Below are 26118 nucleotides of genomic sequence, written 5' to 3' on the forward strand. Positions count from 1 at the left end.
GTGTCCACCACGAACCCGCAGTCCGACGCCCCGTCCGACGAGGGCGGGCGCCGCGGCCTCCGCCGCTGGTCCCGCCGTCCCGCCGACGGGTCCCCCGCCGCCGCGGCCCGCGCCCGGCGCCGCTCCAAGCAGCGCCGCCGCGTCGCGAACGTGGCCGGTCTGATGGCAGCCCTGGTGCTCACCGGCACCCTCTACTCGGCGCTCTCCCCCGCGCAGGCGACCGACGAGAGCAACACCAGCGAGTCCTCCGCCGAGGCCGCCGGTCGCGAGCTCTACGAGCGCAGTTGCATCACCTGCCACGGCGAGAACCTCGAGGGCGTGCCCACCCGCGGTCCCTCCCTGATCGGCGTCGGCGAGGCCGCCGTCTACTTCCAGGTGCACACCGGCCGCATGCCGCTGGTCCGCCAGGAGGCCCAGGGCCCCGACAAGCCGGCGGTCTTCTCCGACGAGGAGATCGACCAGCTCATGGCCTACGTCCAGGCCAACGGTGGCGGGCCCACGCTGCCGTCCGGTGACCTGCGCGAGGGCGACCTCGCCGAGGGCGGTGAGCTGTTCCGCCTCAACTGCTCGTCCTGCCACAACTTCGTCGGCGAGGGCGGCGCCCTCTCCTCCGGCAAGCGGGCCCCGAGCCTCGAGGACGCCAACGACCTCGAGATCTACACCGCGATGCTGACCGGCCCCGAGAACATGCCGGTCTTCGGGGACAACCAGCTCACCCCCGAGGAGAAGCGCGCCATCATCAACTACGTCCAGACCGTCAAGGAGCAGGCCGACCCGGGCGGCTTCGGCGTCGGCCGCATCGGCCCGGTCGCCGAGGGCGTCGTCATCTGGGTCGTCGGCGTGGCCGCGCTGCTGTTCGGCATCTTCTGGATGGGCAGCAAGGCGTGAACGCGCGCACCCTCTCCACCACGGCACCACGACCGCTGACCCCCTGCCGGGGGCACCACCCGCTCGCGGGGGACAGCGAGGAGGCAGCGTGACCACGCGCGAGAGCGCCCCGGGCAGCACCGGCGGCGCGGACGTCCCCGGCCCCCTGCACGGCGGTCCGGACGACGACTACACCCCCGAACAGCTCGCGAGCATGTCGCGCGAGGAGCTCGACCTGCTGGGTGCCCGGTACGACAGCGTGCAGGTCCTGCACGTCGACCCGGGCCCCGAGCCGGGTTCCCCGTCGGAGAAGCGGGCCGTCCGCCAGGTCGGCCTGACCTTCGGCCTCGCCGGGCTGGCCGCGTTCGCGTCGTTCGTCATCTACGTCGGCTCGGGCTGGTTCCTCCCCGACTGGCAGTGGACCATCACCGAGGGCGGCTGGAGCGCCGTCTTCACCCCGATGATCGGGGCGCTCGGCGGGCTGGCCCTGATCCTGGTCGGCGTCGGGATGGTGCTCTACACCAAGAAGCTGCTGCCGCACGAGACCGCGGTGCAGGACAAGCACGACGGATCGCACTTCGACCGGGTCACCACCGGGGCCACCCTCGTCGGCGGCCTGCACAACAGCGGCCTGGCCCGCCGGAAGCTCATCACCCGCTCGCTGGTCTTCATGGGCAGCGGGATCGGGCTCATGCTGCTCATGCCGCTGGGCGGCCTGATCCGCAACCCCAACACCGGCAACCCGCTGGGCACCACCAGCTGGGCGGAGGGTGTCCGCCTCGTCCGCGACGACGGCAGCCCCATCCGTCCCGGTGACCAGCAGCCCGGCTCGCTGGAGACGGTCTTCCCGGCCGTCTCCGGTGGCAACCGGGAGTCCGACGCGGCGACCATGCTGATCCGGCTGCGCCCGGAGCAGGTGTCGGTCGAGCGTCCCCGCACCGGCCAGGAGGACTTCGGCTACGGCGACTACGTCGCCTACTCGAAGATCTGCACCCACGCCGGCTGCCCCGTCTCGCTGTACGAGCAGGAGACCAGCCGCATCCTGTGCCCGTGCCACCAGTCGCAGTTCGACGTGACGCAGGGCGCCAAGCCGGTCTTCGGCCCGGCCACCCGCCCGCTGCCGCAGCTGCCGATCACTGTCGACGACGAAGGCTACTTCGTTGCCCGTAGTGACTACATTGAGGCTGTTGGCCCCACCTACTGGAACCGGGAGCGCATCTGATGGCTCGCACCGCCACAGCGCCGGGTGTCCCGACCACGCGACTGGGCAAGGCGGCGCTGGAGGTCGACGACCGTCTGATCGTCGCCGGCCCGCTGCGCCGCACCCTGAACAAGGTCTTCCCCGACCACTGGTCCTTCCTGCTCGGCGAGATCGCGCTCTACTCCTTCGTCGTCCTGCTGTTGTCCGGCACGTATCTGACCTTCTTCTTCGACGCCTCCATGCGCGAGGTCGTCTACGAGGGCACGTACGCGCCGCTGCGCGGCACGGAGATGTCGGCCGCGTACGAGTCGACGCTGTACCTGTCGTTCGACGTCCGCGGCGGCCTCTTCGTGCGGCAGCTGCACCACTGGGCGGCGCTGCTGTTCGTCGCCGCGATCGTCATCCACCTGCTGCGCATCTTCTTCACCGGGGCCTTCCGGCGTCCGCGGGAGACGAACTGGTTCATCGGCGTCGCCCTGCTCGTCCTGTCGTTCGCCATGGGCTTCACCGGCTACTCGATGCCGGACGACCTGCTCTCCGGCACCGGGCTGCGGATCGTCTCGGCGATCATCCTGGCGATCCCGGTGGTCGGCACCTGGATGCACTGGGCGGTCTTCAACGGCGACTACGTCGGTGAGTTCATCGTCGGCCGGATGTACATCGTGCACGTGCTGATCGTCCCGGCGATCATCCTCGCGCTGATCGCGCTGCACCTGCTGATCCTGGTCAAGCAGAAGCACACCCAGTTCCCCGGCCCGGGGCGGACCGAGCACAACGTGGTCGGCAACCGGCTGTTCCCGGCCTTCGCCGGCAAGGCCGGTGGGCTGTTCTTCATCGTGTTCGGCGTCTGCGCCGCGCTCGGTGGCCTGGTGCAGATCAACCCGGTGTGGCTCTGGGGCCCGTACAACCCGGCGCAGGTCTCGGCGGCGTCGCAGCCCGACTGGTACGTCATGTTCCTCGACGGCTCCACGCGTCTGTTCCCGGCGTGGGACATCAACCTGCCCGGTGACTACCAGATCCCGGCGCTGTTCTGGCCGACGCTGGTGCTCCCGGGCATCCTGTTCACCCTCCTGGCGCTGTACCCCGTCATCGAGCGGAAGCTGACCCGGGACACGGCCTCGCACCACCTGCTGCAGCGTCCGCGCGACGTCCCCGTGCGGACGTCGCTGGGGACGATGGCCCTCACCTTCTACGTGGTCCTGCTGATCTCGGGTGGGAACGACGTCATCTCCGAGAAGTTCGACATCAGCCTCAACGCGATGACCTGGGTCGGCCGCATCGGGCTGATCATCCTGCCCCCGATCGTCTACGTGTTCACCTACCGGATCTGCCTCGGCCTGCAGAAGCACGACCGGGAGGTCCTCGAGCACGGCATCGAGACCGGTGTCATCAGGCGGCTGCCGCACGGTGAGTTCATCGAGGTGCACCAGCCCCTCGGCCCGGTCGACGCGCACGGCCACGGCCAGCTGGCCTACGGCGGCGCTCCGGTGCCCAAGAAGATGAACCAGGTCGGCGGTGCCCGCCGCGCGATCCGCGGGTTCTTCAAGCCGATCGAGGAGCCGGTTCAGGTCGAGCTCGAGCAGCGTCAGGACGAGCACGGCCTGGCGGCCGCTGAGGCCGACCGCGAGCTGACCACCTCCGGCCGTCCCTCCGACGGTGGTCGGCCGCAGGAGCCGCGCGACTGAGCACCCGCACCACGCAGCAGGGCCCCGACGCCGATCCCGTCGGGGCCCTGCTGCGTTCCGGGGACGGCCGCGACCACGTCCCCGCCGCCGAGGTGACCGTCGCCCCCGTCCCCTGAGGCGAGGACACCCAGCGCCCCTCATGCCCCGCGACGGCTCGCGTCCCTGGAGCGCCCTGCGGTCAAGGCGGCAGGCAGGGTCCTGGGGACCGGAGGGCCGCTCGAGCCGCCCAGGGACCCGTTCCGGCGCCGACGCCCCGAGGCGCACCTCGCCGACCGTCGTGCACTCGCCGCACGCCCGGTGCACCCGGTGGCTCACCGCCCCACGCCCGCGCAACCGCGGACGGCGGCGGCGAGGACGGCGACCCGCAGGCTCCAGGGACGCGGTCCCGGCTGCCTCGTGCTCCGGGGCTGACGAGACCCGCCACCACCACCGGTGCGGACACCCGCACACTGCCACCGACAGGACGACCGGCAGGCGCCGGGCGCGGCCGCCAGCGCCCTCCTACGGCCCCCAGGGGTCGACCCCGTCCCTCAGTCGCCCCCGGACGACGTCCATGGCCAGCAGCGCCGTACAGCGGGTCGGAGTCGCCGCACACGACCGCCGCTGGAACCGACGTCCCACGACGACGAGGGCCCCTCCCCGCCGCAGCGGGAAGGGGCCCTCGAGGTCGGGCGAGATCAGCCCTGGGCGTTCTGCCCCACGTAGTACTCGAACAGCAGGCCGCCGATGGTGATCAGCAGGGCCGCGCCGGCCAGGATGATCATCCACGGGTAGTAGAACGCCAGCGCCAGTCCCATGAGACCGGCCGACAGGGCGATGGCGAACGGCCAGTAGCTGCCCGGGCTGAAGAAGCCGAGCTCGCCGGCGCCGTCGGCGATGTCGGCGTCCTTGCGGTCCTCCGGGCGAGCGTCGATGCGCCGCGAGATGAACCAGAAGAAGCCGCCGACGAGGAACGTCAGCCCACCGGAGAGGACCAGGGCCGTCGTCCCGATCGGCTCACGGGACCAGATCCCGTAGACGGCGGCCATGACCAGACAGAAGACGCCGATGACGTTGAAGATGAGCGCTTCGACCTTCACGGCCGTCCCTCCTGCGTGGTGTGCGGTGCGCGGTCGGCGGACACGTCAGCCGTCGGCCCGCTGCGTGTCGTCGACCAGGTCGAACGGCGAGGTGCTCGTCGCGTTGCCCGGCTGGCCGATGCTCTCCAGAGCGTCGAAGGTGCTCAGGCCCGACTCCCGCGCGGCCAGATAGGCGTCGTAGTCCGCCGCCGACACCGCCCGCACCTCGAAGTTCATGTAGGCGTGGTAGGTGCCGCAGAGCTCGGCGCAGCGCCCCACGAAGGCACCCTCCTCGCGGATGGTCACCTCGAAGACGTTGTCCCGGCCGTTCTCGTTGCCCGGGATGACGTCGAGCTTGAAGAGGAACTCCGGCACCCAGAACGAGTGGATGACGTCGGCCGAGGCCACCTCGAAGCGGATGTCCTGGTCGGTGGGCAGGACGAGGATCGGGATCTCGTCGCTGTTGCCGACCGTGTTGATCGGCTCGCCGTCGGCCCCGGTGGTCTCCGGGTACACGAACTGCCAGTTCCACTTGAAGGCGTTGACCGCGATCGTGACATCGGGATCGGTGCTGCGTTCCTGCACCCGGTTCTGCACGACCACCGTGAAGAAGAAGAGCCCGGCGATGATGAGGAACGGGATGATCGTGTAGACGATCTCCAGCGGCAGGTTGTACGCCGTCTGCTTGGGCAGCTCGTCACCGCGCTTGCGGTGCATGACGACCGACCAGCCGATGAGCCCCCACACCGCGAAGCCGACGATCAGGGCCGCGATGACCGACCAGATCCACAGGTCCCGGGTGGCTGCCGACTCGTCGGTGACCCCGTCGGGCCAGCCCCAGCGCCAGAACTCGTTGTTCGGGGTGCACCCGCTCAGGGCCGGCACCCCCAGGAGACCGAGCGCGGCGACCCGCGCGAGCCTGCTGCCTCGAGCCACTGCTCGCTGCCTCCTCGTCCTCGTCCGGTACGCCGGACGGTCTCCCCCGGCGGGCCGCCAGCCGGTCCCCGGCGAACGGCGCCTGTGCCGACCACAGTCTGCGGCGAGACTAGCCGACCCCGCACGGCGGCCGACCACCGGAGACGCCCCACCGGCGGGTCGACCCCCCGGGTCGGCGGCCGAGGGCCCGGCGCCCCGCGCCGGGCGGCGTCCGGGCCCGACGGCGGCAGGGTGAGCCCCCTCACCGAGCTCCCCTGCCGGGAGGCACCGCCGGTTACAGTCGGGCCGTGTTCTCCCGGCTGCTGACCCCCAAGTGGGTGCTCCTGCACCTGGTGGTGGCCGCCCTGTTCGTGGCCACCTTCTTCCTGGGGTACTGGCAGCTGTCCAAGGCCGAGGCCGGCGGCGGCGCGGTGAACTGGAGCTACGCGCTGCAGTGGCCGCTGTACGGGTTCATGGGCCTGTGGTTCTACGTGCGCATGTGCCGCGAGGAGATCAACCGCGATCCCGACGAGGACGAGCCGGGCGCCGACCTGGTCCTCTACCAGCGACCGCGCATCGACACGACCGGTGACCCGGAGCTGGCCGCCTACAACGCCTACCTCGCCGAGCTCAACGAGCGGGCGTTGCAGCAGCGGACCGAGCATGGCCGCTGAACCGACGACGGCGTCCCGGCTGCCCCGCGCTCTCGCCCGCCGGGTGGGCCGCGACGTCCCCGCGGCACTGACCCGCTACCGCGTGATGGCCTGGATCGTCGGCATCCTGCTCATCGCGCTGATCCTGGTCGCCGTGCCGCTGAAGTACCTGGCCGGCATGGACGAGCTGGTCGCCCTCATCGGCACGCTGCACGGCTGGCTCTACTTCATCTTCTTCCTGACCGCCTGCGACCTCGCCCTGCGCGCCTCCTGGACGTTGCGCGGCACGGTTCTCACCCTGGTGGCAGGCACCGTTCCGATCCTGTCCTTCGTGGCCGAGCGCAACGCCACGCGCAAGACCCGCGCCGGCGCTCGCGTCTGACCCTGCCGCGGCCACTCCGCCGGCACACCACGACCTCCGGAGAACCACGCCCATGTGCGGCCTGCTCGCCTACCTGTCCACCGACGCCGACCGCGTCGACGACACCCGCGTGAAGGAGGTGCACGAGGCGCTGCACTGCCTGCGCCACCGCGGCCCCGACGAGACCCAGGTCTGGAACGACGCGCGGGTCGCCTTCGGCTTCAACCGGCTGGCCTTCATCGACATCGAGCACAGCCACCAGCCGATGCCCTACGCCGACGGCCGCTACCGGATCGTCTTCAACGGCGAGATCTACAACTACGTCGAGCTGCGCGAGGAGCTCGCGGCGCTGGGCGCGCAGTTCGCCACCGAGGGCGACACCGAGGCGATCGTCGCCGGCTACCACTACTGGGGTCAGGACGTCGTCCGGCGGCTGCGCGGCATGTTCGCGTTCGTCATCTGGGACACGCAGACCGGGACGGCGTTCGGCGCGCGCGACCCCTTCGGCATCAAGCCGCTGTTCACCGCCCGCCTCGCCGACGGCGCACTGGTCTTCAGCTCCGAGAAGAAGGCGCTGCTGGAGATGCTCGGCGGCAGCGACGCCGCCGGCGGCGTGGACTCCGCCTCGCTGCAGCACTACCTGACGCTGCAGTACGTGCCCGAGCCGACGACGCTGCACCGCGGCATCCGGCGGATCGAGAGCGGCACGACCTTCACCGTGGTGGACGGCGAGCTGCACACCAGCCGCTACTTCCACCCGACCTTCCCCGTCCGGCCGGTCGCCGCGGACGAGCAGCAGGGCCTCCACGACCGCATCGCCGCGGTGCTCGACGACTCGGTGCGGGTGCACATGCGCGCCGACGTCACCGTCGGCTCGTTCCTCTCCGGCGGCATCGACTCGACCGCGATCGCCGCGCTGGCCAAGCGGTACAACCCCGACCTCATGACGTTCACGGTCGGCTTCGAGCGTGAGGGCTACTCGGAGATCGACGTCGCCGCCGAGTCCGCGGCCGCGATCGGGGTCGAGCACGTGACCAAGGTGGTCACGCCCGAGGAGTTCGCCGAGTCGATCCCGCTGGTCGTGTGGTACCTCGACGACCCGGTCGCCGACCCCGCGCTCGTGCCGCTGTACTTCGTCGCCCGCGAGGCCCGCAAGCACGTGAAGGTGGTGCTCTCCGGCGAGGGCGCCGACGAGCTGTTCGGCGGCTACAACATCTACCGCGAGCCGCTGTCGCTGGCGGCGTTCGACCGGCTGCCGGGGGGCATCCGCCGGGCGCTGGGCGCGCTGTCGGCGAGGCTGCCCGACGGCATGCGCGGCAAGGACCTGCTGCGCCGCGGCTCCATCCCGCTGGAGCAGCGGTACTACGGCAACGCCCGCATCTTCCGGGACGACGAGCTCGGCTTCCTCGAGCGCCGCGACCCCGACCTGTCGCACGTCGCCGTCACCCGGGAGCTCTACGAGCGCACCCGGGCGGCGGGCTACGACGACGTGACCGCCATGCAGTACGTGGACCTGTTCACCTGGCTGCGCGGCGACATCCTGGTCAAGGCCGACAAGATGACCATGGCCAACTCGCTCGAGCTGCGGGTGCCCTTCCTCGACCCGGAGGTCTTCGCGGTCGCCGGCACACTGCCGGTCGACCAGCGGGTGACGAAGGAGACGACGAAGTACGCGCTGCGCAGGGCCTTGGAGCAGATCGTGCCGCCGCACGTGCTCAACCGCCGCAAGCTCGGCTTCCCCGTCCCGACCCGGCACTGGCTGGCCGAGGACCTGCACGACTGGGCGCGGCAGATCGTCGAGGAGAGCCAGACCGACGAGTGGCTCGACCGGCGGCAGATCCTCTGGATGCTCGACGCCCACCGCGACAACCACCGGGCCGGCTCACCGGTCGACCTCTCCCGCAAGCTGTGGACCCTGCTGGTCTTCATGGTCTGGCACGGCGTCTTCGTCGAGCAGCGCATCAAGGTCGACGTCCCCGAGACGGTCTACCCGGTCCGGCTGTAGCCCGGGACGACGAAGGCCCGGTCCCTCCCGCGGGAGGGACCGGGCCTTCGTCGTGTCGGCGGTGCGGTCCGGAGGACCGCGGCGTCACCGGCTCAGCTGAAGGAGTCGCCGCAGGCGCAGGAGCCGGTGGCGTTCGGGTTGTCGATCGTGAAGCCCTGCTTCTCGATCGTGTCCACGAAGTCGATGACGGCGCCGCCGAGGTAGGGGCCGCTCATGCGGTCGACGATGACCTCGACCCCACCGAAGTCGTAGGTCTGGTCGCCGTCGAGGAACCGCTCGTCGAAGAAGAGCTGGTAACGCAGGCCCGAGCAGCCGCCGGGCTGGACGGCGATCCGCAGGCGGAGGTCGTCGCGACCCTCCTGGTCCAGCAGCGCCTTGACCTTGGCGGCAGCGGGGTCGCTGAGGATGACGCCGGTGGCCGTGGTGTCCTGCACCGTCATGTTGGAAGTCCTCCCACGTTCGAGGGTGCCTGCTGCGGCACGTCCTGCAGCAGGCGAACACCGCCGGAGCGGAGCCTCTTCCCACTGTACGGCGTGCGGTGCCGCGCGGGCCGGGATCGGCCGAGGTCACACGTAGACTCGCGGCCGTGAAGCTCCGCCTGCCCGGCCGCCGCGACCGCACCGAGGCCGCGCCCGATCCCGCCGCCGACCCGACCACGCAGCTGGTGAGGTCGGGCGGCAAGGGACGGCCGACGCCCAAGCGCCACGAGGCCCAGGGACGCCGCCCCGGTCCGCCCCCGCCGCCTCCGCAGACCCGGAAAGAGGCCTACAAGCGGATGCGCGAGCAGCAGGCGGCCAACCGCGGGGCCGCCCGCGCCGGCGCGGCGCGGGGCGACGAGAGCTACCTGCCGGCCCGCGACCGCGGCCCGGTCCGCAAGCTGGTCCGGAACGTCGTCGACGCCCGCCGCAACGCCGGCAGCTTCTTCCTCCTCGTCGCCGCTCTGGTGCTCATCGGCAACTTCGTTCCCAACGAGCAGGTGCGCAGCTACACCGTCTCGATCTGGCTGGTCTTCTTCCTGCTGATCATCGCCGACTCGATCGTCCTGGGCCGGCGGATCAAGAAGAAGGTGCTGGAGCGCTTCCCGAACCAGGACCACAAGATGAAGGGGCTGGTCTGGTACGGGATCAGCCGCGCCACCATGGTCCGCCGCTGGCGCTTCCCGAAACCCGAGGTGCCGCTGGGCGCCCAGCTCTGAGACAGGCCCCGCCCCTGCAGGCTCGCGTCGGGACCCTGCAGGGGCCGGCCTCCTCGGTGGCCTCGCACGCTCGGGGACGCCCGGGAGGGGGCCATCGGAGGCGCGGCTAGCGTCGGGACCGTGGAATCCCGACGACTGGGCCGCTCCGGCCTCACCATCTCCGCGATCGCCTACGGCAACTGGCTGACCCACGGCGGCCAGGTCGAGGAGGACGCGGCGAACGCCTGCGTCCGCGCCGCCCTCGACGCCGGCATCACCACCTTCGACACCGCCGACGTCTACGCCGGCACCCGGGCCGAGTCGGTGCTCGGCCGCGCCCTCGCCGGGCAGCGCCGGGAGGGGCTCGAGGTCTTCACCAAGGTCTACTGGCCGACCGGCCCGGGCCACAACGACCGCGGCCTGTCCCGCAAGCACATCACCGAGAGCTGCCACGCCTCGCTGCGGCGGCTGCAGACCGACTACGTCGACCTCTACCAGGCGCACCGCTACGACCCGACGGTGCCGCTCGAGGAGACGATGACGGCCTTCGCCGACCTCGTCCGGGCCGGCAAGGTGCTCTACATCGGCGTCTCGGAGTGGAACGCCGAGGAGATCGCCGCCGGCGCCGCGCTCGCCCGCGACCTCGGCGTCCAGCTGATCAGCAACCAGCCGCAGTACTCGATGCTGTGGCGGGTCATCGAGGACGAGGTCGTGCCCACCTCCGAGAAGGAGGGCCTCTCGCAGATCGTGTGGTCCCCGCTGGCGCAGGGCGTGCTCACCGGCAAGTACCTGCCCGGCCAGCAGCCGCCGGCCGACAGCCGGGGCGGGCACGCGGAGGCCGGCGGGTCGATGCGGCAGTTCCTGCCGGACGACGTCCTCACCGCGGTGCAGGGACTGCGGCCGGTCGCCGAGGACCTCGGCCTGTCCATGGCGCAGCTGGCCATCGCCTGGGTGCTGCAGAACCGCAACGTCGCCGCGGCGATCATCGGCGCGACCCGGCCCGAGCAGGTGCACGACAACGTGGCGGCGGCCGGGGTGGTCCTCGACGCCGACGTCCTGGCGCGCATCGACGAGGTCCTGGGGGACGTCGTCGAGCGCGACCCCGCCAGGACCGCCCGCGGTTGATCGGAGGCCGACTCGATCGCGAGCTCGCATCGGGACCCAGGACGACGGGGCCCTGCAGGGGCCCCGGCCCTCTGCAGGGCCCCGCCGCGAGCTCGCGAGCGGTGGGGGGCAGGGGGTCCTTCTCCGAGGGGTGGGGAGGACGGGGTCCTCTGTCAGGTGGCGGCGAGGCTCATCGGCCCGTAGACCTCCTGTCCGCCATCGAAGAGCGTCACCGTCGCGACCCCGCGCTCGAGCAGGTCGCGCCAGTTCTCCCCCAGCCAGGACTCAGCGTCGCCCTGGTTGTCCGAACGCGGCACCTCCACCCCCACCTCGGCGGGGTCGAGTTCCGCCCCCGAGGGGTCCTCCAGCCGCCAGTACCAGCTCATGGGCGTTGAGGTTAGTGAGCGCGGCGACCGTGCCCGGAGTGTGACCCGCACCTGGTTACCCCGGCGATCATCGGGGGCATGTGAGTCCATCGACACTCTCCCCCCGGCTCGGAGGACCGATGACCGACCCGACCGCGGGCGCCACTCGCGCCACCGCCCCGCCCCCCGTCCCCGAGGACGCCTCGACCGGCCAGCTCATCGGCCAGCTGACCGAGCAGATCAGCCGGCTCGTGCGCGACGAGGCCCGGCTCGCCCAGGCGGAGGTGACCCAGAAGGCCAAGCGCCTGGGCATCGGCGCCGGGCTGTTCGGCGGCGCCGGCCTGTTCGCGTTCTTCGGCCTGGCCGTGCTCATCGCCGCCGCCGTCCTCGCCCTCGCGCTGGTGCTGCCCGGCTGGCTGGCCGCGCTGATCGTCGCCGTCGTGCTCTTCGCCGTCGCCGGCGTGCTGGCACTGGTCGGCAAGAAGGACGTCGAGAAGGGCACCCCGCCGGTGCCCACCGAGGCGATCGCCAGCACCAGGACCGACATCCAGACGGTGAAGGAGAGTGCGCGCCGGTGAGCACACCAGCCAGCCAGGGCCCCGACGGGACGACGAACGGCCAGCCGCCGGCGAACGACCCCGATGCCATCAAGGCCGAGATCGAGGCCACCCGGGAGCAGCTCGGCCGCACGGTCGACGAGCTCTCGCACCGCCTCGACGTCCCGGAGCGGGCCCGGGAGAGCGCCTACCGCGCCCGCGACACGGCGGTGGAGACCTACCGGGAGAGCCCGCCGGCGGTCATCGGCGCCGGTGCCGGCCTGGCCGCGCTGCTCGGCCTGCTGATCTGGCGCCGCAGCACGAGGGACCGCCGCAAGGCCGAGCGGCAGGCCAAGCGCGAGGCCAGGCGTCAGGCCAAGGTGGTCGCCGCACGACGCGCCGCCGCGGAGAAGGCCGCCCGCAAGACCGCGAAGAGGACGGCGAAGAGGAAGGCGAAGGCCCGCCGGGCCAGGAGGAGGACGAAGTGAGCAGCAGCAGGGGAGCCAAGCTGGTCTACCGGCCGATCGGCCTGCTCGGCGGCGTCCTGGCCGGTGTCATCTCCGGTGCCGTCTTCAAGCAGGTCTGGAAGCGGATCGCGCACGAGGACGACGCCCCCGACGCGCTGCAGAGCGAGTACCGGATGCGCGAGGTCGTGCTCGCCGCGGCGCTGCAGGGGGCCATCTTCGCCGCCACCAAGGCGGCCATCGACCGCGCCGGCGCCCGCGGCTTCACCAAGCTGACCGGCAACTGGCCGGGCGACTGACGTGGCCGGCACCCGACACCGCGACAGCGCCGTCGACCGCATCCGCGAGCGGGTCGAGGAGAAGGCGGCCCGGCGGGCGGCCGCGCGGGCCGCGGAGGCCCGGGGGCCGGACCCGCGGGCGAGCGAGCCGCCGCCGGGGGCGCCGAGCGAGCAGCAGCTGCCCGGCGTCAGCGCGGACAAGCCGACCGAGATCCCCTGGCGGGGCTGGAAGCAGATCGTCCGGCGGGCGTGGGCGGAGAACAACGCCGACAACATGCCGATCATCGGCGGCGGCGTGGCCTTCTTCGGGTTCCTGGCGATCTTCCCCGCGCTGATCGCGATGCTGAACATCTACGGGCTGGTGGCCTCCCCGGAGACCGTCGCGCGGCAGGTCGAGGACCTCTCGGCACAGCTCCCGGAGAGTGCCGCCCGCCTGATCGGGGACCAGCTCAACAGCATCGTCACCAACAGCGGCGGGGCGCTCAGCTTCGGGCTGATCGCCTCCGTGCTCGGTGCGCTGTGGAGCGCCTCCGGTGGCGTCGGCAACCTGGTGACGGCGGTGAACCTCGCCTACGACGAGGTGGAGACGCGCGGCTTCGTCAAGCGCAAGGCGATCTCGCTGGGCCTCACGCTGGGCGCGATCGTCTTCGTGCTGATCACCTTCGCGCTCGTCGCGGTGGTCCCGAACCTCCTCGACGCGCTGCCGCTCGGCCCGTTCGCCACCGTGCTCGCGCAGGTGGTCCGGTGGGTCCTGCTGCTCGGCATCTTCGCCGGGTCGCTCGCGGTGCTGTACCGCGTCGCCCCGGACCGGGACGCCCCGCGGCTGCGCTGGGTGAGTCTCGGCGCCGTCGTCGTCACCCTGATCTGGGCGGTGGTGAGCCTCGGTTTCAGCATCTACGTCGACAACTTCGGGTCCTACGACAAGACCTACGGGGCCATCGCCGGCGTCATCGTGCTGATGCTGTGGCTGTACCTGACCTGCTACCTGATCCTGCTCGGCGCGGAGATCAACTCCGAGGCCGAGCACCAGACGGCGGAGGACACGACCCAGGGCCCGCCCCAGCCGATGGGCCAGCGCGACGCCACCATGGCCGACGAGCTGCCCGACCCGCCGGTGCCGACCAAGGAGTCACACCAGCGCAGCTGAGGGCGGCCCCGGCGTCCTCACCTTCGCAGCTCGCGGCGCGGCCCCCCGCAGGGCCCCGCCGCGAGCTGCGAGCGAGGGGGGCAGGGGGTCCTTCCTCAGCGCACGTGCGAGGGGACGAAGGGCGGCCGCACGGCCTGCACGGGCTGCGGCCGCCCGCGCACGTCCACGGCCAGCTCGCTGCCCTCCCCCACGCCGGAGGCGGTGTCCAGCAGGGCGAGGGCGATGCCGGTGCGCAGGGACGGCGAGAACGTGCCGCTGGTGACCTCGCCGACCCGGGCGCCGTCGGCGTCGAGCACCGCCATGCCCGGCCGCGGGATGCCCCGCCCGGTCGCCCGCAGCCCCCACAGCAGCCGGGCCGGACCGGCCTCCTTCTCCGCAAGCAGCGCCTGGCGACCCCAGAACGCCGGCTTGCGCCAGCCCACCGCCCAGCCGGCGCGGGCCTGCACCGGCGTGACCTCCGTCGAGAGCTCGTGGCCGTGCAACGGGTAGCCCATCTCGGTGCGGAGCGTGTCGCGGGCGCCCAGCCCGCACAGCCGCAGCCCCTCGTCCTGACCGGTCTCCACCAGCACGTCCCACAGCTCGCCGGCGCGGTCGGCGGCCACCAGCAGCTCGTAGCCGTGCTCGCCGGTGTAGCCGGTGCGGCAGACGGTGACCTCGGCCGAGCCGCCGCCCACGCCGGTCACGAAGGACATGTACGGCAGCTCGCCGGGCAGGCCGAGGAACGCCAGCAGCTGCGGTGACCGGGGCCCCTGCACGGCCAGGACGGCGACCTCGGTGTGCCGGTCGGTGACCGTCACGCCGGCCGGTGCGGCGTCGGTCAGCCGGGCCACCACCTCGGCGGCGTTGGCGGCGTTGGGCACGAGCAGGACGTCGTCCGGGCCGTGCAGGTAGACGATCAGGTCGTCGACCACTCCCCCGGCACGCGGGTCGCCGTCGGGCAGGCAGCACATCGTGTACTGCGCCTGGCCCGGTCCGATGCGCGACAGGTCGTTGGTCAGGCAGCTGTCGACGAAGGCCGCCGCCCCCGGGCCGCGCACCGTGGCGGTGCCCAGGTGCGAGACGTCGAACAGGCCGACGCGGGTGCGGACGGCCTCGTGCTCGGCCAGCACCCCGCCGCCGGCGTACTCGATCGGCATCGACCAGCCGCCGAAGTCGGCCAGTTTGGCCCCGGCCGCGACGTGCCGGTCGTGCAGGGGGGAGGTCCGCGGGGTCACGGACGGCACGCTAGCGCTCGCCGCGGGCACCGGACGGCCCTCCTGCAGGCGGAAGGACCTCGCCCCTCTCAGCCCTCGCACGCTCGGGCTGAGCCTCCGGGGGAGGCCAGCGTGCGAACGGTGGGGGCAGGGTGGCCCTCCTGCAGGGGCCCGCCGTGAGCTGGCGAACGGTGGGGGCAGGGGGTCCTTCTAGGATCGAGCGGTGCCGCCGACGATCTCCGCCACCGACCGCCCGCTCGAGAAGCTCTCCGCCGACGCCGTCGTCGTCGGCATCGGGAAGGGCCCCGACGGCCCGCTCCCCACCCCCGGCGCGGAGGCCGTCGACCGGCTGCTGGGCGGCCGCCTGCTGCCCGCCCTCACCGACCTGGGCGCCCGCGGTGCGGAGGACGAGGTCACCCGGGTCGCCGCGCTCGGCCAGGGCCCGTTCCCGGTCGTCGCCGCCGTCGGCCTCGGCGCGCCCCAGGCCGGGGGCGGGTACGCCGGCGAGGCGGCCCGCCGGGCCGCCGGTGCCGCCAGCCGGGCGCTGTCGGGACGCGGCTCGGTCGTCACCCTGCTGGCCGCGATCGGCGGGACGCCCGACGAGCTGCGCCTGCACGCCGTCGGCGAGGGCAGCCTGCTCGGCGCCTACGAGTTCACCACCTACAAGTCCGACTCCGCCGGCCGGCTCGTCCCGCCGCGGGAGTTCGCCGTCGTCGTCCCCGACGCCGGGGCCGCGAAGGGACCGCTGGAGCGCGCCCGCGCCGTCGCCGATGCCGTCGCGCTGGTGCGCGACCTGGTCAACACCCCGCCCAACGACCTCTTCCCCGCCGAGCTCGCGGCGCGCGGCGCCGCTGCGGGCAAGCGCGCCGGGCTGGACGTCGAGCTGCTCGACGAGGAGGCCCTGGCCGCCGGCGGCTACGGCGGCGTCCTGGCCGTCGGCGGCGGCTCGACCCGCGGCCCCCGCCTGCTCCGGCTCACCTACCGCGGGAAGAAGGCGCGCAAGAAGGTGGCACTGGTCGGCAAGGGCATCACCTTCGACAGCGGCGGCCTGTCGATCAAGCCGGCCGCGAACATGCACCACATGACCAGCGACATGGCCGGCGCGGCCGCCGTGATCGCCACCGTCTGCCTGGTCGCCGAGCTCGGCCTGCCGGTCGAGGTCACCGCCACCGTGCCGATGGCCGAGAACCTGCCCAGCGGCTCGGCCTACCGCCCGGCCGACGTGGTGACCTTCCGCAACGGCAAGAAGGCCGAGATCACCAACACCGACGCCGAGGGGCGCGTGATCCTGGCCGACGCCCTGGCCCGGGCCGCCGAGGACTCCCCCGATGCGATCCTGGAGACCTCGACGCTCACCGGCGCACAGCTGGTCGCCCTCGGCTCGCGTACCGCCGGCGTGATGGGCAGCGACGGCATGCGGGACGCCGTCGTGGCCGCCTCGGCCCGCAGCGGCGAGGCGATGTGGGCGATGCCGATGCCGGCCGAACTGCGCCGCGGGCTGGACTCCCCGATCGCCGACTTCGTCAACGCCAACGCCGACCGGATGGGCGGCATGCTGGTGGGGGCGCACTTCCTCGCCGAATTCGTGCCGGGCGGGCTGCCGTGGGCGCACATCGACATCGCGGGCCCGAGCTACAACACCGGCTCGCCGTGGGGGTACACGCCCAAGGGCGGCACCGGCGTCCCGGTGCGCACCCTGCTCGCGACCATCGAGGACCTCATCGCCACCACGTGAGGGACTGGAACGGCCCCGTCCGGAGGCTCGCCCCGAGCTTGGGAGGGGTGAGAGGGACGGGGTCCTTCAGCGGCGGTCCTTGTTCCAGTCCCGCATCCGCTGCGGATAGCCGGTCACCTGCGCGTCGTAGACGGGGATGCCGAGCTCCCGGGAGAGCCGCCGGGCGGTGTCCGGGCCGTCGATCCGCCGCCGGGTCCACTCGCCGTCCGCGGCGACCAGGACGATCGTGGTCTCGGTGACCGCCGTCCGGGGCTCGACGTACCCCTCGACGCCGCGCCGGCTGGCGACGAACTGCTCGAGGTGGGTGACGTCGGCCCGGCCGGAGCCCCGGTCGAGCGTGCCGCGGCCGGGCGCCCGCCGTCGCAGTCGGCTCCACAAACCCATGCCCACCCCTGTCCCGACCGGGTCGCGTCCGCAGCGCGACGTCGCGCTGGCAACGGTGCGGTCCACCACCGCGTTCCCGGAGTGGCAGGATGGGCGCGGACCATCACCCGGCCGCCTGGATGCGGGCGGGACCCCGGCACCCGAGGAGAACTCGTGAGCGCACCCACCTCCCCCGCCGACCTGGTCATCCTCGGTGGTGGCTCGGGTGGCTACGCCGCCGCGCTGCGCGCCGCCGAACTGGGCATGTCCGTCGTCCTCGTCGAGAGGGACAAGGTCGGCGGCACCTGCCTGCACCGCGGCTGCATCCCGACCAAGGCACTGCTGCACGCCGGCGAGGTCGCGGACCTGGCCCGCGAGGGTGAGCAGTTCGGCGTCAAGACGTCACTGGCCGGCATCGACATGGACGGCGTCAACGGCTACAAGGACGGCGTCGTCTCCCGGCTCTACAAGGGTCTGCAGGGCCTGATCAAGAGCCGCAAGATCAACTACGTCGAGGGTGAGGGCCGGCTGGTCTCCCCGACCGCCGTCGAGGTCGACGGCCAGCGGTACGAGGGCAAGCACATCCTGCTGGCCACCGGTTCCTACGCGCGCTCGCTGCCCGGCCTCGAGGTCGATGGCACCCGGGTCATCACCAGCGACCACGCACTGACCCTGGACCGGGTGCCGGCCTCGGCGATCATCCTCGGTGGCGGCGTCATCGGCTGCGAGTTCGCCAGCGCCTGGAAGTCCTTCGGCGTCGACGTCACCATCATCGAGGCCCTGCCGCACCTCGTCCCGCTCGAGGACGAGGCCTCCTCCAAGCTCCTGGAGCGCGCCTTCCGCCGTCGCAAGATCGGCTTCGAGCTCGGCAGCCGCTTCTCGGGCGTGCAGAACACCGAGAACGGCGTCAAGGTGTCGCTCGAGAACGGCAAGGAGTTCGAGGCCGAGCTGCTGCTCGTGGCCGTGGGCCGCGGGCCGGTCAGCCAGGGCCTGGGCTACGAGGAGGCCGGGGTCGCCATGGAGCGCGGTTACGTCCTCGTCGACGAGTACCTGCGCACCAACGTGCCCACCATCTCCGCCGTCGGCGACCTGATCCCGACCCTGCAGCTGGCCCACGTCGGCTTCGCCGAGGGCATCTTCGTCGCCGAGCGGCTGGCCGGCCTCGACCCCGCCCCGATCGACTACGCCGGTGTCCCGCGGATCACCTACTCCGACCCCGAGGTCGCCTCGGTCGGTCTCACCGAGGCGCAGGCCAAGGAGCGCTTCGGCGAGGTCAAGACCCTCACCTACGACCTCGGCGGCAACGGCCGCAGCCAGATCCTCAAGACCGCCGGCGCGGTCAAGCTCGTGCAGGCCGTCGACGGCCCCGTGGTCGGCGTGCACATGGTCGGCAGCCGGGTCGGCGAGCTGATCGCCGAGGCGCAGCTGATCTACAACTGGGAGGCCGAGGCCGACGACGTCGCCGCCCTCATCCACCCGCACCCGACGCAGAGCGAGGCCCTGGGAGAGGCCCACCTCGCGCTCGCCGGCAAACCGCTGCACGTGCACGGCTGACCTCGCACCACCTCCCCCACCCACCCGCGCCAGAAGGAGCCCTGCCCCGATGCCGACCTCCGTCACCATGCCCGCCCTGGGCGAGAGCGTCACCGAGGGCACGGTCACCCGATGGCTCAAGCAGGAGGGTGAGCAGGTCGAGGTCGACGAGCCCCTCCTCGAGGTCTCGACCGACAAGGTCGACACCGAGATCCCGTCGCCGGCCGCCGGCGTGCTGAGCAAGATCCTCGTCGCCGAGGACGAGACGGTCGAGGTCGGTGCCGAGCTCGCGGTCATCGGCGGGGACGGCGGCGGCGCCGGCGCGGGCGCGGGCGGGCCCGCGTCGGCCGAGGACGCCGACACCACCCCGCAGACCCCCATCGAGCAGGTCGAGGACGCCGGTCCCGGTCCGTCGGAGGAGCCGCAGCCGGCTGCGGCCGCACCGGCCTCCGGCGACGGCGGCCAGGGCGGCGGTGGCCAGGGCGGCGGCGAGGGGACGTCGGTGACCATGCCGGCGCTCGGCGAGAGCGTCACCGAGGGCACCGTCACCCGCTGGCTGAAGTCCGTCGGCGACGAGGTGACCGCCGACGAGCCGCTGCTCGAGGTCTCCACCGACAAGGTCGACACGGAGATCCCGGCCCCGGTGTCGGGCACGCTCCTGTCGATCTCGGTGAACGAGGACGAGACGGTCGAGGTCGGTGCGGAGCTGGCCGTCATCGGTTCCGGGTCCGCCGGCGGAGGCGCCCCCGCGCAGGCGACGGCTCCCTCGGCCCCGGCCCAGCAGGAGCCGCAGTCGCAGGAGGAGCCGCGGGAGCCGGCGCCTCCCGCGCAGGCGACGCAGCCGACCCCGCAGGCCGACCCGACGCCGCAGCGGGCGCAGCCGTCCTCGGAGCAGCCCGGTGCCGACTACGGCTCCGGCGGCGTGCTGCCGAGCACGTCCCCCACCGACGCGCCCTCGCCGGCCCAGGCGGTCGCCCCCCAGGCGCCCGCGGCGCCGAAGACCCCGGCCCCGGAACCCGCCGGTGACGGGGGTGGGCAGTACGTCACCCCGCTGGTGCGCCGGCTGGCCGCCGAACGCGGCGTCGACCTGTCCTCGGTGACCGGCACCGGCGTCGGCGGGCGGATCCGCAAGCAGGACGTGCTCGCCGCCGCCGAGAAGGCGGCCGCCCCGGCGGAGGCCCCGGCCCCGGCCGCCGCCTCCGGTCGCCCGGCCCCGAGCCCGTCGCCTGCGGCCCAGCCCGACACCTCGCTGCGCGGGCGCACCGAGAAGCTCTCCCGGCTGCGCACCGTCATCGCCCGCCGGATGGTGGAGTCGCTGCAGGTCAGCGCTCAGCTCACGACGGTCGTGGAGGCCGACGTCACCGCCATCGCGCGGCTGCGGGACCGGGCCAAGCGCGACTTCGAGGCCCGCGAGGGCGTCAAGCTGTCGTTCCTGCCGTTCTTCGCCAAGGCGGCGGTCGAGGCGCTCAAGGCCCACCCGGCCGTGAACTCCTCGATCGACCTCGAGGCGGGGACGGTCACCTACCACGACGCCGAAAACCTGGGCGTCGCGGTCGACACCGAGCGCGGTCTGCTGGTCCCGGTCATCAGGGACGCCGGCGACCTGAGCATCGGCGGACTGGCCCGCAAGATCGCCGACCTGGCCGAGCGGACCCGCACCAACAAGGTCACCCCGGACGAGCTCGGCGGCGGCACCTTCACGCTGACCAACACCGGCAGCCGCGGGGCGTTGTTCGACACGCCGATCATCAACCAGCCGCAGGTGGCGATCCTCGGCGTGGGCACCGTGGTCAAGCGCCCGGTCGTCGTCCAGGACCCCGGCCTCGGCGAGGTGATCGCGGTCCGGTCGATGGTCTACCTGGCGCTGACCTACGACCACCGGATCGTCGACGGCGCCGATGCCGCCCGCTTCCTCGGCACGGTGAAGCAGCGGCTGGAGGCCGGTCAGTTCCACGGCGAGCTCGGCCTCTCCTGACCCACACCCGATCGGGGCCCCGGCAGCTGCCGGGGCCCCGATCCGTTCCCAGCACCGGTCCAGAGGAGGGTCATGAGGATCGCGGTCACCGGCGCGTCGGGGATGATCGGTCGCGCGCTGGTCACCCGCTTGGAGGCGGACGGCCACGAGATCTTGCGGTTGGTGCGCCGGACGCCGCGGACGGCCGACGAGCACCGTTGGGACCCCGAGCACCGGCGGATCGACCCGGCGCTGTTGCAGGGCGTCGACGCCGTTGTCCACCTGGCCGGCGAGCCCATCCGGCCACGCCCATGGACGAAGGCCTACAAGCAGCGGCTCCTGGATAGTCGTATCGACGGCACCGTGACGATCAGCGACGGGCTGGCCGCGGCGGTCGCCCAGGATCCCGGCCGTGCCCGCGTCCTGGTGTCCGCCTCGGGCATCGACTACTACGCCGACCACGGGGACCGCCCCGTGACCGAGAGCGAGCCGCCGGGCACCTCCTTCCTCGCTCAACTGTGCACCCGCTGGGAGGCTGCGACGGCCTCGGCCGAGGCTGCCGGCGTGCGCGTTGTCCACCTCCGGACCGGCTTGGTCCTCGGCCGGCAGGCACCGCTCGTGCGGATCCTGGGCCTGGTCTTCCGTCTGGGCTTGGGCGGCCGGATCGGTTCGGGACAGCAGTACTGGCCCTGGATCAGCCTCACCGACGAGGTCGAGGGCATCGTCCATCTGCTGGGCGGCGACGTGTCCGGGCCGGTCAACATGACCGCTCCGGCGCCCACCACGAACGCCGAGTTCACGCGCACCCTCGGCCGGGTCCTGGGACGCCCCACACCGCTGCCCGTGCCGGGCTTCGCCCTGTCCCTCGCCCTGGGTGAGTTCGCCCGAACCAGCATCCTCGGCGGACGTCGTGCCGTGCCCGAGAAGCTGATGGAGTCGGGCTACGCCTTCGTCCACCCCGACCTGGAGTCGGCCCTGCGCGCGGCGCTGCAGCGCGGCTGACCCGTCTCACCCCACCCGCTCGGCCGACGCGATCCGCCACCCCTCAGCGGTGACCTCGATCGTCATGCGCACCTCCACCTCCCCGCGCCCGCCGACCGTGCGCAACGCCGGGCCGCCGGGATCGGCCGCTCGCACCACCTCGTAGTCCGGCCAGCGATCCACCACCCGCAGGGTCACCGGGCCCGCACCGGGCGTGCCGCCGGCCAGGGTCGCGCTGACCACCTCCGGCGCGAAGCCGCGCAGCGCCTCGCCGGCGGCGGTCAGGGCGGCCACGCTGTCCCGGTCGGCCGCGAGGAGGGTGCTGCCGGGGACGTACACGTCGTCGAGCAGAGGCGCGGACCCGGTGGCCAGCGCCTCCGCCCGGCGCTGGTACAGCCTCATGAGGCGGCCCCGCCAGTCGTCCTCGGACGGGGTGGCGGCCTCCGGTGCGGCACCCGGTGTCGGGGCCGGTGCCGGCTCGACGGAGCCCCCGGGCGCCGGGACCGACGGTGGCGGGGCCGCGGTCTCCGGGGCAGCCGAGGGAGGCGCGGCTGCTGAGGGGTCGGGCGCCGGCCCCGGCGTGCGGGGTGCACTCGCTGCGCGGTCGGCCAGGGGGGCCGGCTCCGGCGCCGGCCCGCTGCTCCACCAGCCACCGAGCTGTACCCCGAGGACCACGACGGCGGCCGCGCCGGCCAGCACCGCCCCCCGGCGCAGCAGCGGGCCGGACGCCGCGAGCCGGGCCCGCAGGCCGGTGCGGTCGGACGGCACCTCGTCGGCGACCTGCCGGTGCCGCCCGGGGACCTGGTGGGTGAGCTCGGTGCGCGGACCACGGCCGGTACGGGCGAGGTCCTCGTCGGGCACTCCGGCCTGCGGCAGCCGCACCGGCTCGGGACGGCAGGCGTGCCGCAGGTCCAGGGCGAAGGCGGCGGCCGACCCGCGGTCGTGCGGGTCGGCCGAGAGCCCGCGGCCGATGACGGCGAGCAGGTCCGGCGGGGCACCGGGTGCGAGCTCCGCGAGGTCGGGCAGCACGCCTTCGGCGGCCACCCGGAGCGTGTCGGCGGGCGTGGCGGCGTTCCAGGGGGCGACCCCGGTGAGCGCGTGGAAGGCCGCGGCCGCGACGCCGAAGACGTCCGAGGCAGGGCCGGGCGCCCCACCGCGGGCCACGGTGGGGTCGACGTAGGCCGGCGTGACCTCACGGGCGGCCTCCTCGCCCAGCACCCGCGCCACCCCGAGGTCGGTGAGCACCGGGCGCCCCTCGGCGGTGAACACGACGTTGCCGGGCGAGAGGTCGCCGTGCACGACCCCGCGTTCGTGGGCGTGCGCCAGGGCGGCGGCCACGGGGGCGAGGGCGGTGACGACCTCCCCGGGCCGCAGCCGGCCGCGACGGGCCAGCAGGGCGGCCAGGCTGCCGCCGGCGAGCAGGTCGAGGACCAGGGCCACCCGCGGCTGGCCGCCGCGACGTGGCTCGTGCACCACCTCGTGCAGCCGGACCAGGTGCGGGTGGTCGAGCTCCCCGAGCAGCGCCGCCTCGCGGGCCTGCCGCTCGGCGTCCCCGGCCACCAGCAGCTTGACGGCGACCGCCGGACCGCCGGACCGGGGCACCGCACGCCACACCTCGCCGGAGCCGCCGCGGCCGAGCAGCTCCTCGAGCCGGTAGCCGGGGACGACGGGCGCTGGAGGGGACGCGGGCATGGCGGGCACCGTAGGCGGACGGGCGGCCATCCCGCTGACGCCGTCCACAGGCACCGGCCGCGTCCACAGACCCCGCCCCGGACGGGTGGGACGGCGCCGGGCGTCCTAGGTTCGGGCCATGCCGCTGCCCGCCCGCGTCCAGGTCGTCGTCGTGGGGGCCGGGCTGGCCGGCTTGTCGGTGGCGGTCCGGCTGCGCGCGGCGGGGGTGGACGTGCACGTCGCCGAGGCGGCCGCGCACACCGGCGGTCGGCTGGCCACCGAGCGGGTCGACGGGTTCGTCGTCGACCGCGGCTTCCAGGTGCTCAACACCGGCTACCCGCGCGCCGCCGACCTCGACCTGGCGGCGCTCGACCTCGGCTGGTTCTGGCCGGGCGCGGTCGTCCGGGTGGAGGGTCGGCGGTCCCGGGTGGTGGACCCGCGGCGACGGCCCACGGCGGCGCTGGACACGCTGCGCGCGCCGCTCGGCTCCCCGGTGCGCAAGGCCGCGATCGCCGCCTACTCGGTCCGGGCCGGCTACACGCCGGTCGAGCGCCTGCTGCGGGAGCGGGAGACGACCGCCGAGGAACGGTTGAGGCAGGCGGGTGTGGGCGACACGGCGTTGGAGCGCTTCTTCCGGCCCTTCCTCGCCGGGGTGCTCCTGGAGGACGGGCTGGAGACCTCGAGCCGCTACCTGGACCTGCTGTGGCGCAGCTTCGCCCGCGGGGCCATCGGGTTGCCGGCTCGCGGCATGCAGTCGGTCGGCGAGCAGCTGGCCGCCCGGGTCGGGGCCGGCCGCGTGCACCTCGGCGTCCCGGCGACCGCCGTGCGCGGCGACGCGGTCGTCACCCACGGCGGGCGCACCCGCGCCGACGCGGTCGTCGTCGCCACCGACCCCGGCACCGCCGCGGAGCTGGTCCCCGGGCTGACGGCGTCCGCGCCCCGCCGGGTCACCACCCACCTGCACGTGCTGCCCGCCTCCCCGACCGGGGAGCCGCTGCTGGTCCTCGGGACGCCGGGCGGGCGGCTGGTCAACAGCGTCGTGCTCACTGACGCCCAGCCCGCCTACAGCCCCGACGGCCGGGCGCTGGTGGCCAGTTCCAGCCTCGCCCCCACCCGCGAGACCGACGTGCGGGCCGAGGTCGCCGCGCTGCACGGCGTCGGACCGGGCGACCTCGAGCACCTCACCTCGGTCACCGTGCCGCAGGCCCAGCCGGCCGCCGTCCCGCCGCTGCGCCTGCGGCAGCCGGTCGACCTCGGCGGCGGGCTGTTCGTCGCCGGCGACCACCGCGACACCCCGTCCATCCAGGGCGCCATGGCCAGCGGGGCGCGGGCCGCCCGCGCCGTCCTGCGCGCCCTGGGCACCGACCAGCGAGGAGCTGCCTGACCGTGCCCGCCACCGCCCCGACCATCGTCGCCACGAGCATCGGCTTCGACTCCCGAGGTCGCGGCCCCTACGACTGGGCGCCGGGTCCGGTCTTCGACCTCGCCCTCCAGCTGGCGGGTGCGCCCGAGCGGCCGCGCCTGTGCTACCTCGGCACCGCCACCGGCGACGACCCGGTGCGGGTGGCCGGCGTGTACGGCGCCTTCGCCGGCAGCGGGGTGCAGGTCAGCCACCTGAGCCTCTTCCCGATGCCCACCGTCCCCGACGTCCGCGCACACCTGCTGGCCCAGGACGTGGTCTGGGTCGGCGGCGGCAGCGTGGCCAACCTGCTCGCGGTGTGGCGGGTGCACGGACTGGACGAGGTCTTCCGCGAGGTGTGGGAGGCCGGTGTCGTGCTGGGCGGGGTGTCGGCCGGGTCGCTGTGCTGGCACGTCGGTGGCACCACCGACTCCTACGGCCCCGACCTGCGCCCGGTGACCAACGGGCTGGGGCTCATCCCGACGTCTAACGGGGTGCACTACGACTCCGAGGAGCAGCGCCGTCCGCTGTACCACCGGCTCGTGGCCGACGGCACGCTGCCCGGCGGGCACGCCACCGACGACGGCGTGGGGCTGGTCTACCGCGGCGCCGAGCTGGTGGAGGCGGTCGCCGACCGGCCGGACAAGGCCGCCTTCCGGGTGGAGCCGGGTCCCGACGGCACCGCGGTCGAGACCCGCATCGAACCCCGGCGGCTGCGCTGACCGGCCGCGTCCCGGGTCCCGCCGGCCCTCTGCAGGGGCCCGCCGCGAGCCTGCGAGCGGTGAGGGGCAGAGGGGTCCTTTCACTAGGCTGGTCCCGTGAGTGAGCTGCGGGTCGTCCGGGCGGGCACGGTTCCCTACGAGGAGGCATGGGCGATGCAGCGCGAGCTGCACGCGGCCCGGGTCGCCGGCGAGGGTCCCGACACGCTGCTGCTGCTGGAGCACCCGCCGGTCTACACCGCGGGCAAGCGCACCGAGCCGCACGAGCGCCCCTTCGACGGCACTCCGGTCATCGACGTGGACCGCGGCGGCAAGATCACCTGGCACGGCCCCGGCCAGCTCGTCGGCTACCCGATCGTCCGGTTGGCCGACCCGGTCGACGTCGTCGCCCACGTGCGGCGGCTGGAGGCGGCGCTCATCGACGTCTGCGACGGCCTCGGCCTGGCCACCGAGCGGGTCGAGGGCCGCAGCGGCGTGTGGGTGTGCGCCGACCGGGCGGGCGGGCAGGGACACCGCCCGGACCGCAAGGTCGCCGCCATCGGGGTCCGGGTGGCCAGGGGCGTGACCATGCACGGGTTCGCGCTCAACTGCGACCCCGACATGTCGGCGTTCGGCAACATGATCCCCTGCGGGATCGTGGACGCCGGCGCCACCTCGCTCTCCACCGAGCTGGGGCGCGACGTGACCGTCGCCGAGGTGATCGACCCGGTCGAGGCCGCGATGCGCGAGGTGCTCACCGCCGCCGTCCCCGCCTGAA

General features: G+C 73.6%; 26 protein-coding genes. 19 read left to right on the forward strand and 7 right to left on the reverse strand.

What is annotated here, in order from left to right:
- The 3 genes from qcrC (at nucleotide 1) to qcrB (ending at nucleotide 3753) form a co-directional block, all read left to right on the forward strand.
- Nucleotides 1-888, forward strand: coding sequence for a cytochrome bc1 complex diheme cytochrome c subunit (qcrC, locus tag ACWIX7_RS01695; RefSeq protein ID WP_448619898.1), 888 nt, complete (start codon nucleotides 1-3; stop codon nucleotides 886-888).
- Nucleotides 889-976: 88 nt separating this feature from the next.
- The gene (gene qcrA / locus ACWIX7_RS01700; RefSeq protein ID WP_448619899.1) at nucleotides 977-2089 is read left to right on the forward strand and encodes a cytochrome bc1 complex Rieske iron-sulfur subunit; all 1113 of its coding nucleotides are present in this window, start codon (nucleotides 977-979) and stop codon (nucleotides 2087-2089) included.
- Nucleotides 2089-3753, forward strand: coding sequence for a cytochrome bc1 complex cytochrome b subunit (qcrB, locus tag ACWIX7_RS01705; protein WP_448619900.1), 1665 nt, complete (start codon nucleotides 2089-2091; stop codon nucleotides 3751-3753). Before qcrA ends, qcrB begins: the two co-directional genes overlap by 1 nt.
- Before the next feature lie 677 nt (nucleotides 3754-4430).
- Here qcrB and ACWIX7_RS01710 read toward each other — a convergent pair.
- Nucleotides 4431-4832: a cytochrome c oxidase subunit 4 gene (locus ACWIX7_RS01710; protein ID WP_448619901.1), complete on the reverse strand. Its 402-nt coding sequence runs from the start codon at nucleotides 4830-4832 to the stop codon at nucleotides 4431-4433.
- A 45-nt stretch (nucleotides 4833-4877) separates the two neighbouring features.
- Nucleotides 4878-5747, reverse strand: coding sequence for an aa3-type cytochrome oxidase subunit II (gene ctaC / locus ACWIX7_RS01715; RefSeq protein WP_448619902.1), 870 nt, complete (start codon nucleotides 5745-5747; stop codon nucleotides 4878-4880).
- Nucleotides 5748-6034: 287 nt separating this feature from the next.
- Between ctaC and ACWIX7_RS01720 the strand changes: the two genes are divergently transcribed.
- From ACWIX7_RS01720 to asnB, 3 genes are read left to right on the forward strand one after another with little or no spacing between them, the layout of a single operon-like run.
- Nucleotides 6035-6400 carry a metalloprotease gene (locus ACWIX7_RS01720; RefSeq protein WP_448619903.1) on the forward strand — a complete coding sequence of 122 codons (366 nt, stop codon included), beginning with the start codon at nucleotides 6035-6037 and terminating at the stop codon, nucleotides 6398-6400.
- Nucleotides 6390-6761, forward strand: coding sequence for a DUF3817 domain-containing protein (locus ACWIX7_RS01725; RefSeq protein ID WP_448619904.1), 372 nt, complete (start codon nucleotides 6390-6392; stop codon nucleotides 6759-6761). The genes ACWIX7_RS01720 and ACWIX7_RS01725 overlap by 11 nt, the downstream gene beginning before the upstream one ends.
- Before the next feature lie 52 nt (nucleotides 6762-6813).
- On the forward strand, nucleotides 6814-8745 hold the full coding sequence (gene asnB / locus ACWIX7_RS01730) for an asparagine synthase (glutamine-hydrolyzing) (protein WP_448619905.1): 1932 nt from the start codon (nucleotides 6814-6816) through the stop codon (nucleotides 8743-8745).
- 92 nt (nucleotides 8746-8837) lie between these two features.
- On the opposite strand, the gene ACWIX7_RS01735 is transcribed toward asnB, so the two are convergent.
- Entirely contained in the window at nucleotides 8838-9185 is a 348-nt protein-coding gene (locus tag ACWIX7_RS01735) for a HesB/IscA family protein (protein ID WP_072915689.1), read from the reverse strand.
- A 146-nt stretch (nucleotides 9186-9331) separates the two neighbouring features.
- Between ACWIX7_RS01735 and ACWIX7_RS01740 the strand changes: the two genes are divergently transcribed.
- The gene (locus ACWIX7_RS01740; protein WP_448619906.1) at nucleotides 9332-9940 is read left to right on the forward strand and encodes a DUF3043 domain-containing protein; all 609 of its coding nucleotides are present in this window, start codon (nucleotides 9332-9334) and stop codon (nucleotides 9938-9940) included.
- Between the two features lie 120 nt (nucleotides 9941-10060).
- A complete protein-coding gene (locus ACWIX7_RS01745) occupies nucleotides 10061-11044 on the forward strand; it encodes an aldo/keto reductase family protein (RefSeq protein WP_448619907.1) in 984 nt (327 codons plus the stop codon).
- A gap of 152 nt (nucleotides 11045-11196) precedes the next feature.
- Here the strand turns inward: ACWIX7_RS01745 and ACWIX7_RS01750 are convergent, their stop codons facing one another.
- Nucleotides 11197-11409 (reverse strand): hypothetical protein, encoded by a 213-nt coding sequence (locus tag ACWIX7_RS01750; protein ID WP_448619908.1) that lies wholly within the window; start codon nucleotides 11407-11409, stop codon nucleotides 11197-11199.
- 119 nt (nucleotides 11410-11528) lie between these two features.
- Between ACWIX7_RS01750 and ACWIX7_RS01755 the strand changes: the two genes are divergently transcribed.
- The 4 genes from ACWIX7_RS01755 to ACWIX7_RS01770 are packed head-to-tail and all read left to right on the forward strand — an operon-like array spanning nucleotide 11529 to nucleotide 13813.
- On the forward strand, nucleotides 11529-11966 hold the full coding sequence (locus tag ACWIX7_RS01755) for a phage holin family protein (protein WP_448619909.1): 438 nt from the start codon (nucleotides 11529-11531) through the stop codon (nucleotides 11964-11966).
- Nucleotides 11963-12412 (forward strand): DUF3618 domain-containing protein, encoded by a 450-nt coding sequence (locus tag ACWIX7_RS01760; RefSeq protein ID WP_448619910.1) that lies wholly within the window; start codon nucleotides 11963-11965, stop codon nucleotides 12410-12412. The genes ACWIX7_RS01755 and ACWIX7_RS01760 overlap by 4 nt, the downstream gene beginning before the upstream one ends.
- Nucleotides 12409-12687, forward strand: a complete 279-nt coding sequence (locus tag ACWIX7_RS01765) for a DUF4235 domain-containing protein (protein ID WP_448619911.1) — start codon at nucleotides 12409-12411, stop codon at nucleotides 12685-12687. Before ACWIX7_RS01760 ends, ACWIX7_RS01765 begins: the two co-directional genes overlap by 4 nt.
- Before the next feature lies 1 nt (nucleotide 12688).
- On the forward strand, nucleotides 12689-13813 hold the full coding sequence (locus ACWIX7_RS01770; RefSeq protein ID WP_448619912.1) for a YihY/virulence factor BrkB family protein: 1125 nt from the start codon (nucleotides 12689-12691) through the stop codon (nucleotides 13811-13813).
- Between the two features lie 95 nt (nucleotides 13814-13908).
- Here the strand turns inward: ACWIX7_RS01770 and gcvT are convergent, their stop codons facing one another.
- Nucleotides 13909-15027 (reverse strand): glycine cleavage system aminomethyltransferase GcvT, encoded by a 1119-nt coding sequence (gene gcvT / locus ACWIX7_RS01775; RefSeq protein WP_448619913.1) that lies wholly within the window; start codon nucleotides 15025-15027, stop codon nucleotides 13909-13911.
- A 202-nt stretch (nucleotides 15028-15229) separates the two neighbouring features.
- On the opposite strand from gcvT, the gene ACWIX7_RS01780 reads away from it, so the two are divergent.
- Nucleotides 15230-16741, forward strand: a complete 1512-nt coding sequence (locus ACWIX7_RS01780; RefSeq protein ID WP_448619914.1) for a leucyl aminopeptidase — start codon at nucleotides 15230-15232, stop codon at nucleotides 16739-16741.
- A 66-nt stretch (nucleotides 16742-16807) separates the two neighbouring features.
- Here the strand turns inward: ACWIX7_RS01780 and ACWIX7_RS01785 are convergent, their stop codons facing one another.
- A complete protein-coding gene (locus ACWIX7_RS01785; protein WP_448619915.1) occupies nucleotides 16808-17125 on the reverse strand; it encodes an oxidoreductase in 318 nt (105 codons plus the stop codon).
- 153 nt (nucleotides 17126-17278) lie between these two features.
- Here ACWIX7_RS01785 and lpdA point away from each other — a divergent pair, with 153 nt between their 5' ends.
- From lpdA to ACWIX7_RS01800, 3 genes are all read left to right on the forward strand, one after another.
- Entirely contained in the window at nucleotides 17279-18658 is a 1380-nt protein-coding gene (gene lpdA, locus ACWIX7_RS01790) for a dihydrolipoyl dehydrogenase (RefSeq protein ID WP_448619916.1), read from the forward strand.
- Nucleotides 18659-18707: 49 nt separating this feature from the next.
- On the forward strand, nucleotides 18708-20612 hold the full coding sequence (sucB, locus tag ACWIX7_RS01795) for a 2-oxoglutarate dehydrogenase, E2 component, dihydrolipoamide succinyltransferase (protein ID WP_448619917.1): 1905 nt from the start codon (nucleotides 18708-18710) through the stop codon (nucleotides 20610-20612).
- A 72-nt stretch (nucleotides 20613-20684) separates the two neighbouring features.
- Nucleotides 20685-21593 (forward strand): TIGR01777 family oxidoreductase, encoded by a 909-nt coding sequence (locus tag ACWIX7_RS01800; RefSeq protein WP_448619918.1) that lies wholly within the window; start codon nucleotides 20685-20687, stop codon nucleotides 21591-21593.
- A gap of 6 nt (nucleotides 21594-21599) precedes the next feature.
- Here ACWIX7_RS01800 and ACWIX7_RS01805 read toward each other — a convergent pair whose 3' ends face one another.
- Nucleotides 21600-23264: a protein kinase domain-containing protein gene (locus tag ACWIX7_RS01805; protein ID WP_448619919.1), complete on the reverse strand. Its 1665-nt coding sequence runs from the start codon at nucleotides 23262-23264 to the stop codon at nucleotides 21600-21602.
- Between the two features lie 118 nt (nucleotides 23265-23382).
- On the opposite strand from ACWIX7_RS01805, the gene ACWIX7_RS01810 reads away from it, so the two are divergent.
- The 3 genes from ACWIX7_RS01810 to lipB all read left to right on the forward strand — a co-directional run bounded on the left by ACWIX7_RS01810 (nucleotide 23383) and on the right by lipB (nucleotide 26117).
- Nucleotides 23383-24627 (forward strand): protoporphyrinogen/coproporphyrinogen oxidase, encoded by a 1245-nt coding sequence (locus ACWIX7_RS01810; RefSeq protein WP_448619920.1) that lies wholly within the window; start codon nucleotides 23383-23385, stop codon nucleotides 24625-24627.
- A gap of 2 nt (nucleotides 24628-24629) precedes the next feature.
- Nucleotides 24630-25364 carry a Type 1 glutamine amidotransferase-like domain-containing protein gene (locus ACWIX7_RS01815; protein ID WP_448619921.1) on the forward strand — a complete coding sequence of 245 codons (735 nt, stop codon included), beginning with the start codon at nucleotides 24630-24632 and terminating at the stop codon, nucleotides 25362-25364.
- 96 nt (nucleotides 25365-25460) lie between these two features.
- On the forward strand, nucleotides 25461-26117 hold the full coding sequence (lipB, locus tag ACWIX7_RS01820; protein WP_448619922.1) for a lipoyl(octanoyl) transferase LipB: 657 nt from the start codon (nucleotides 25461-25463) through the stop codon (nucleotides 26115-26117).
- Nucleotide 26118: the final 1 nt, after the last annotated feature.

This window comes from Geodermatophilus sp. URMC 65 (assembly GCF_053502545.1).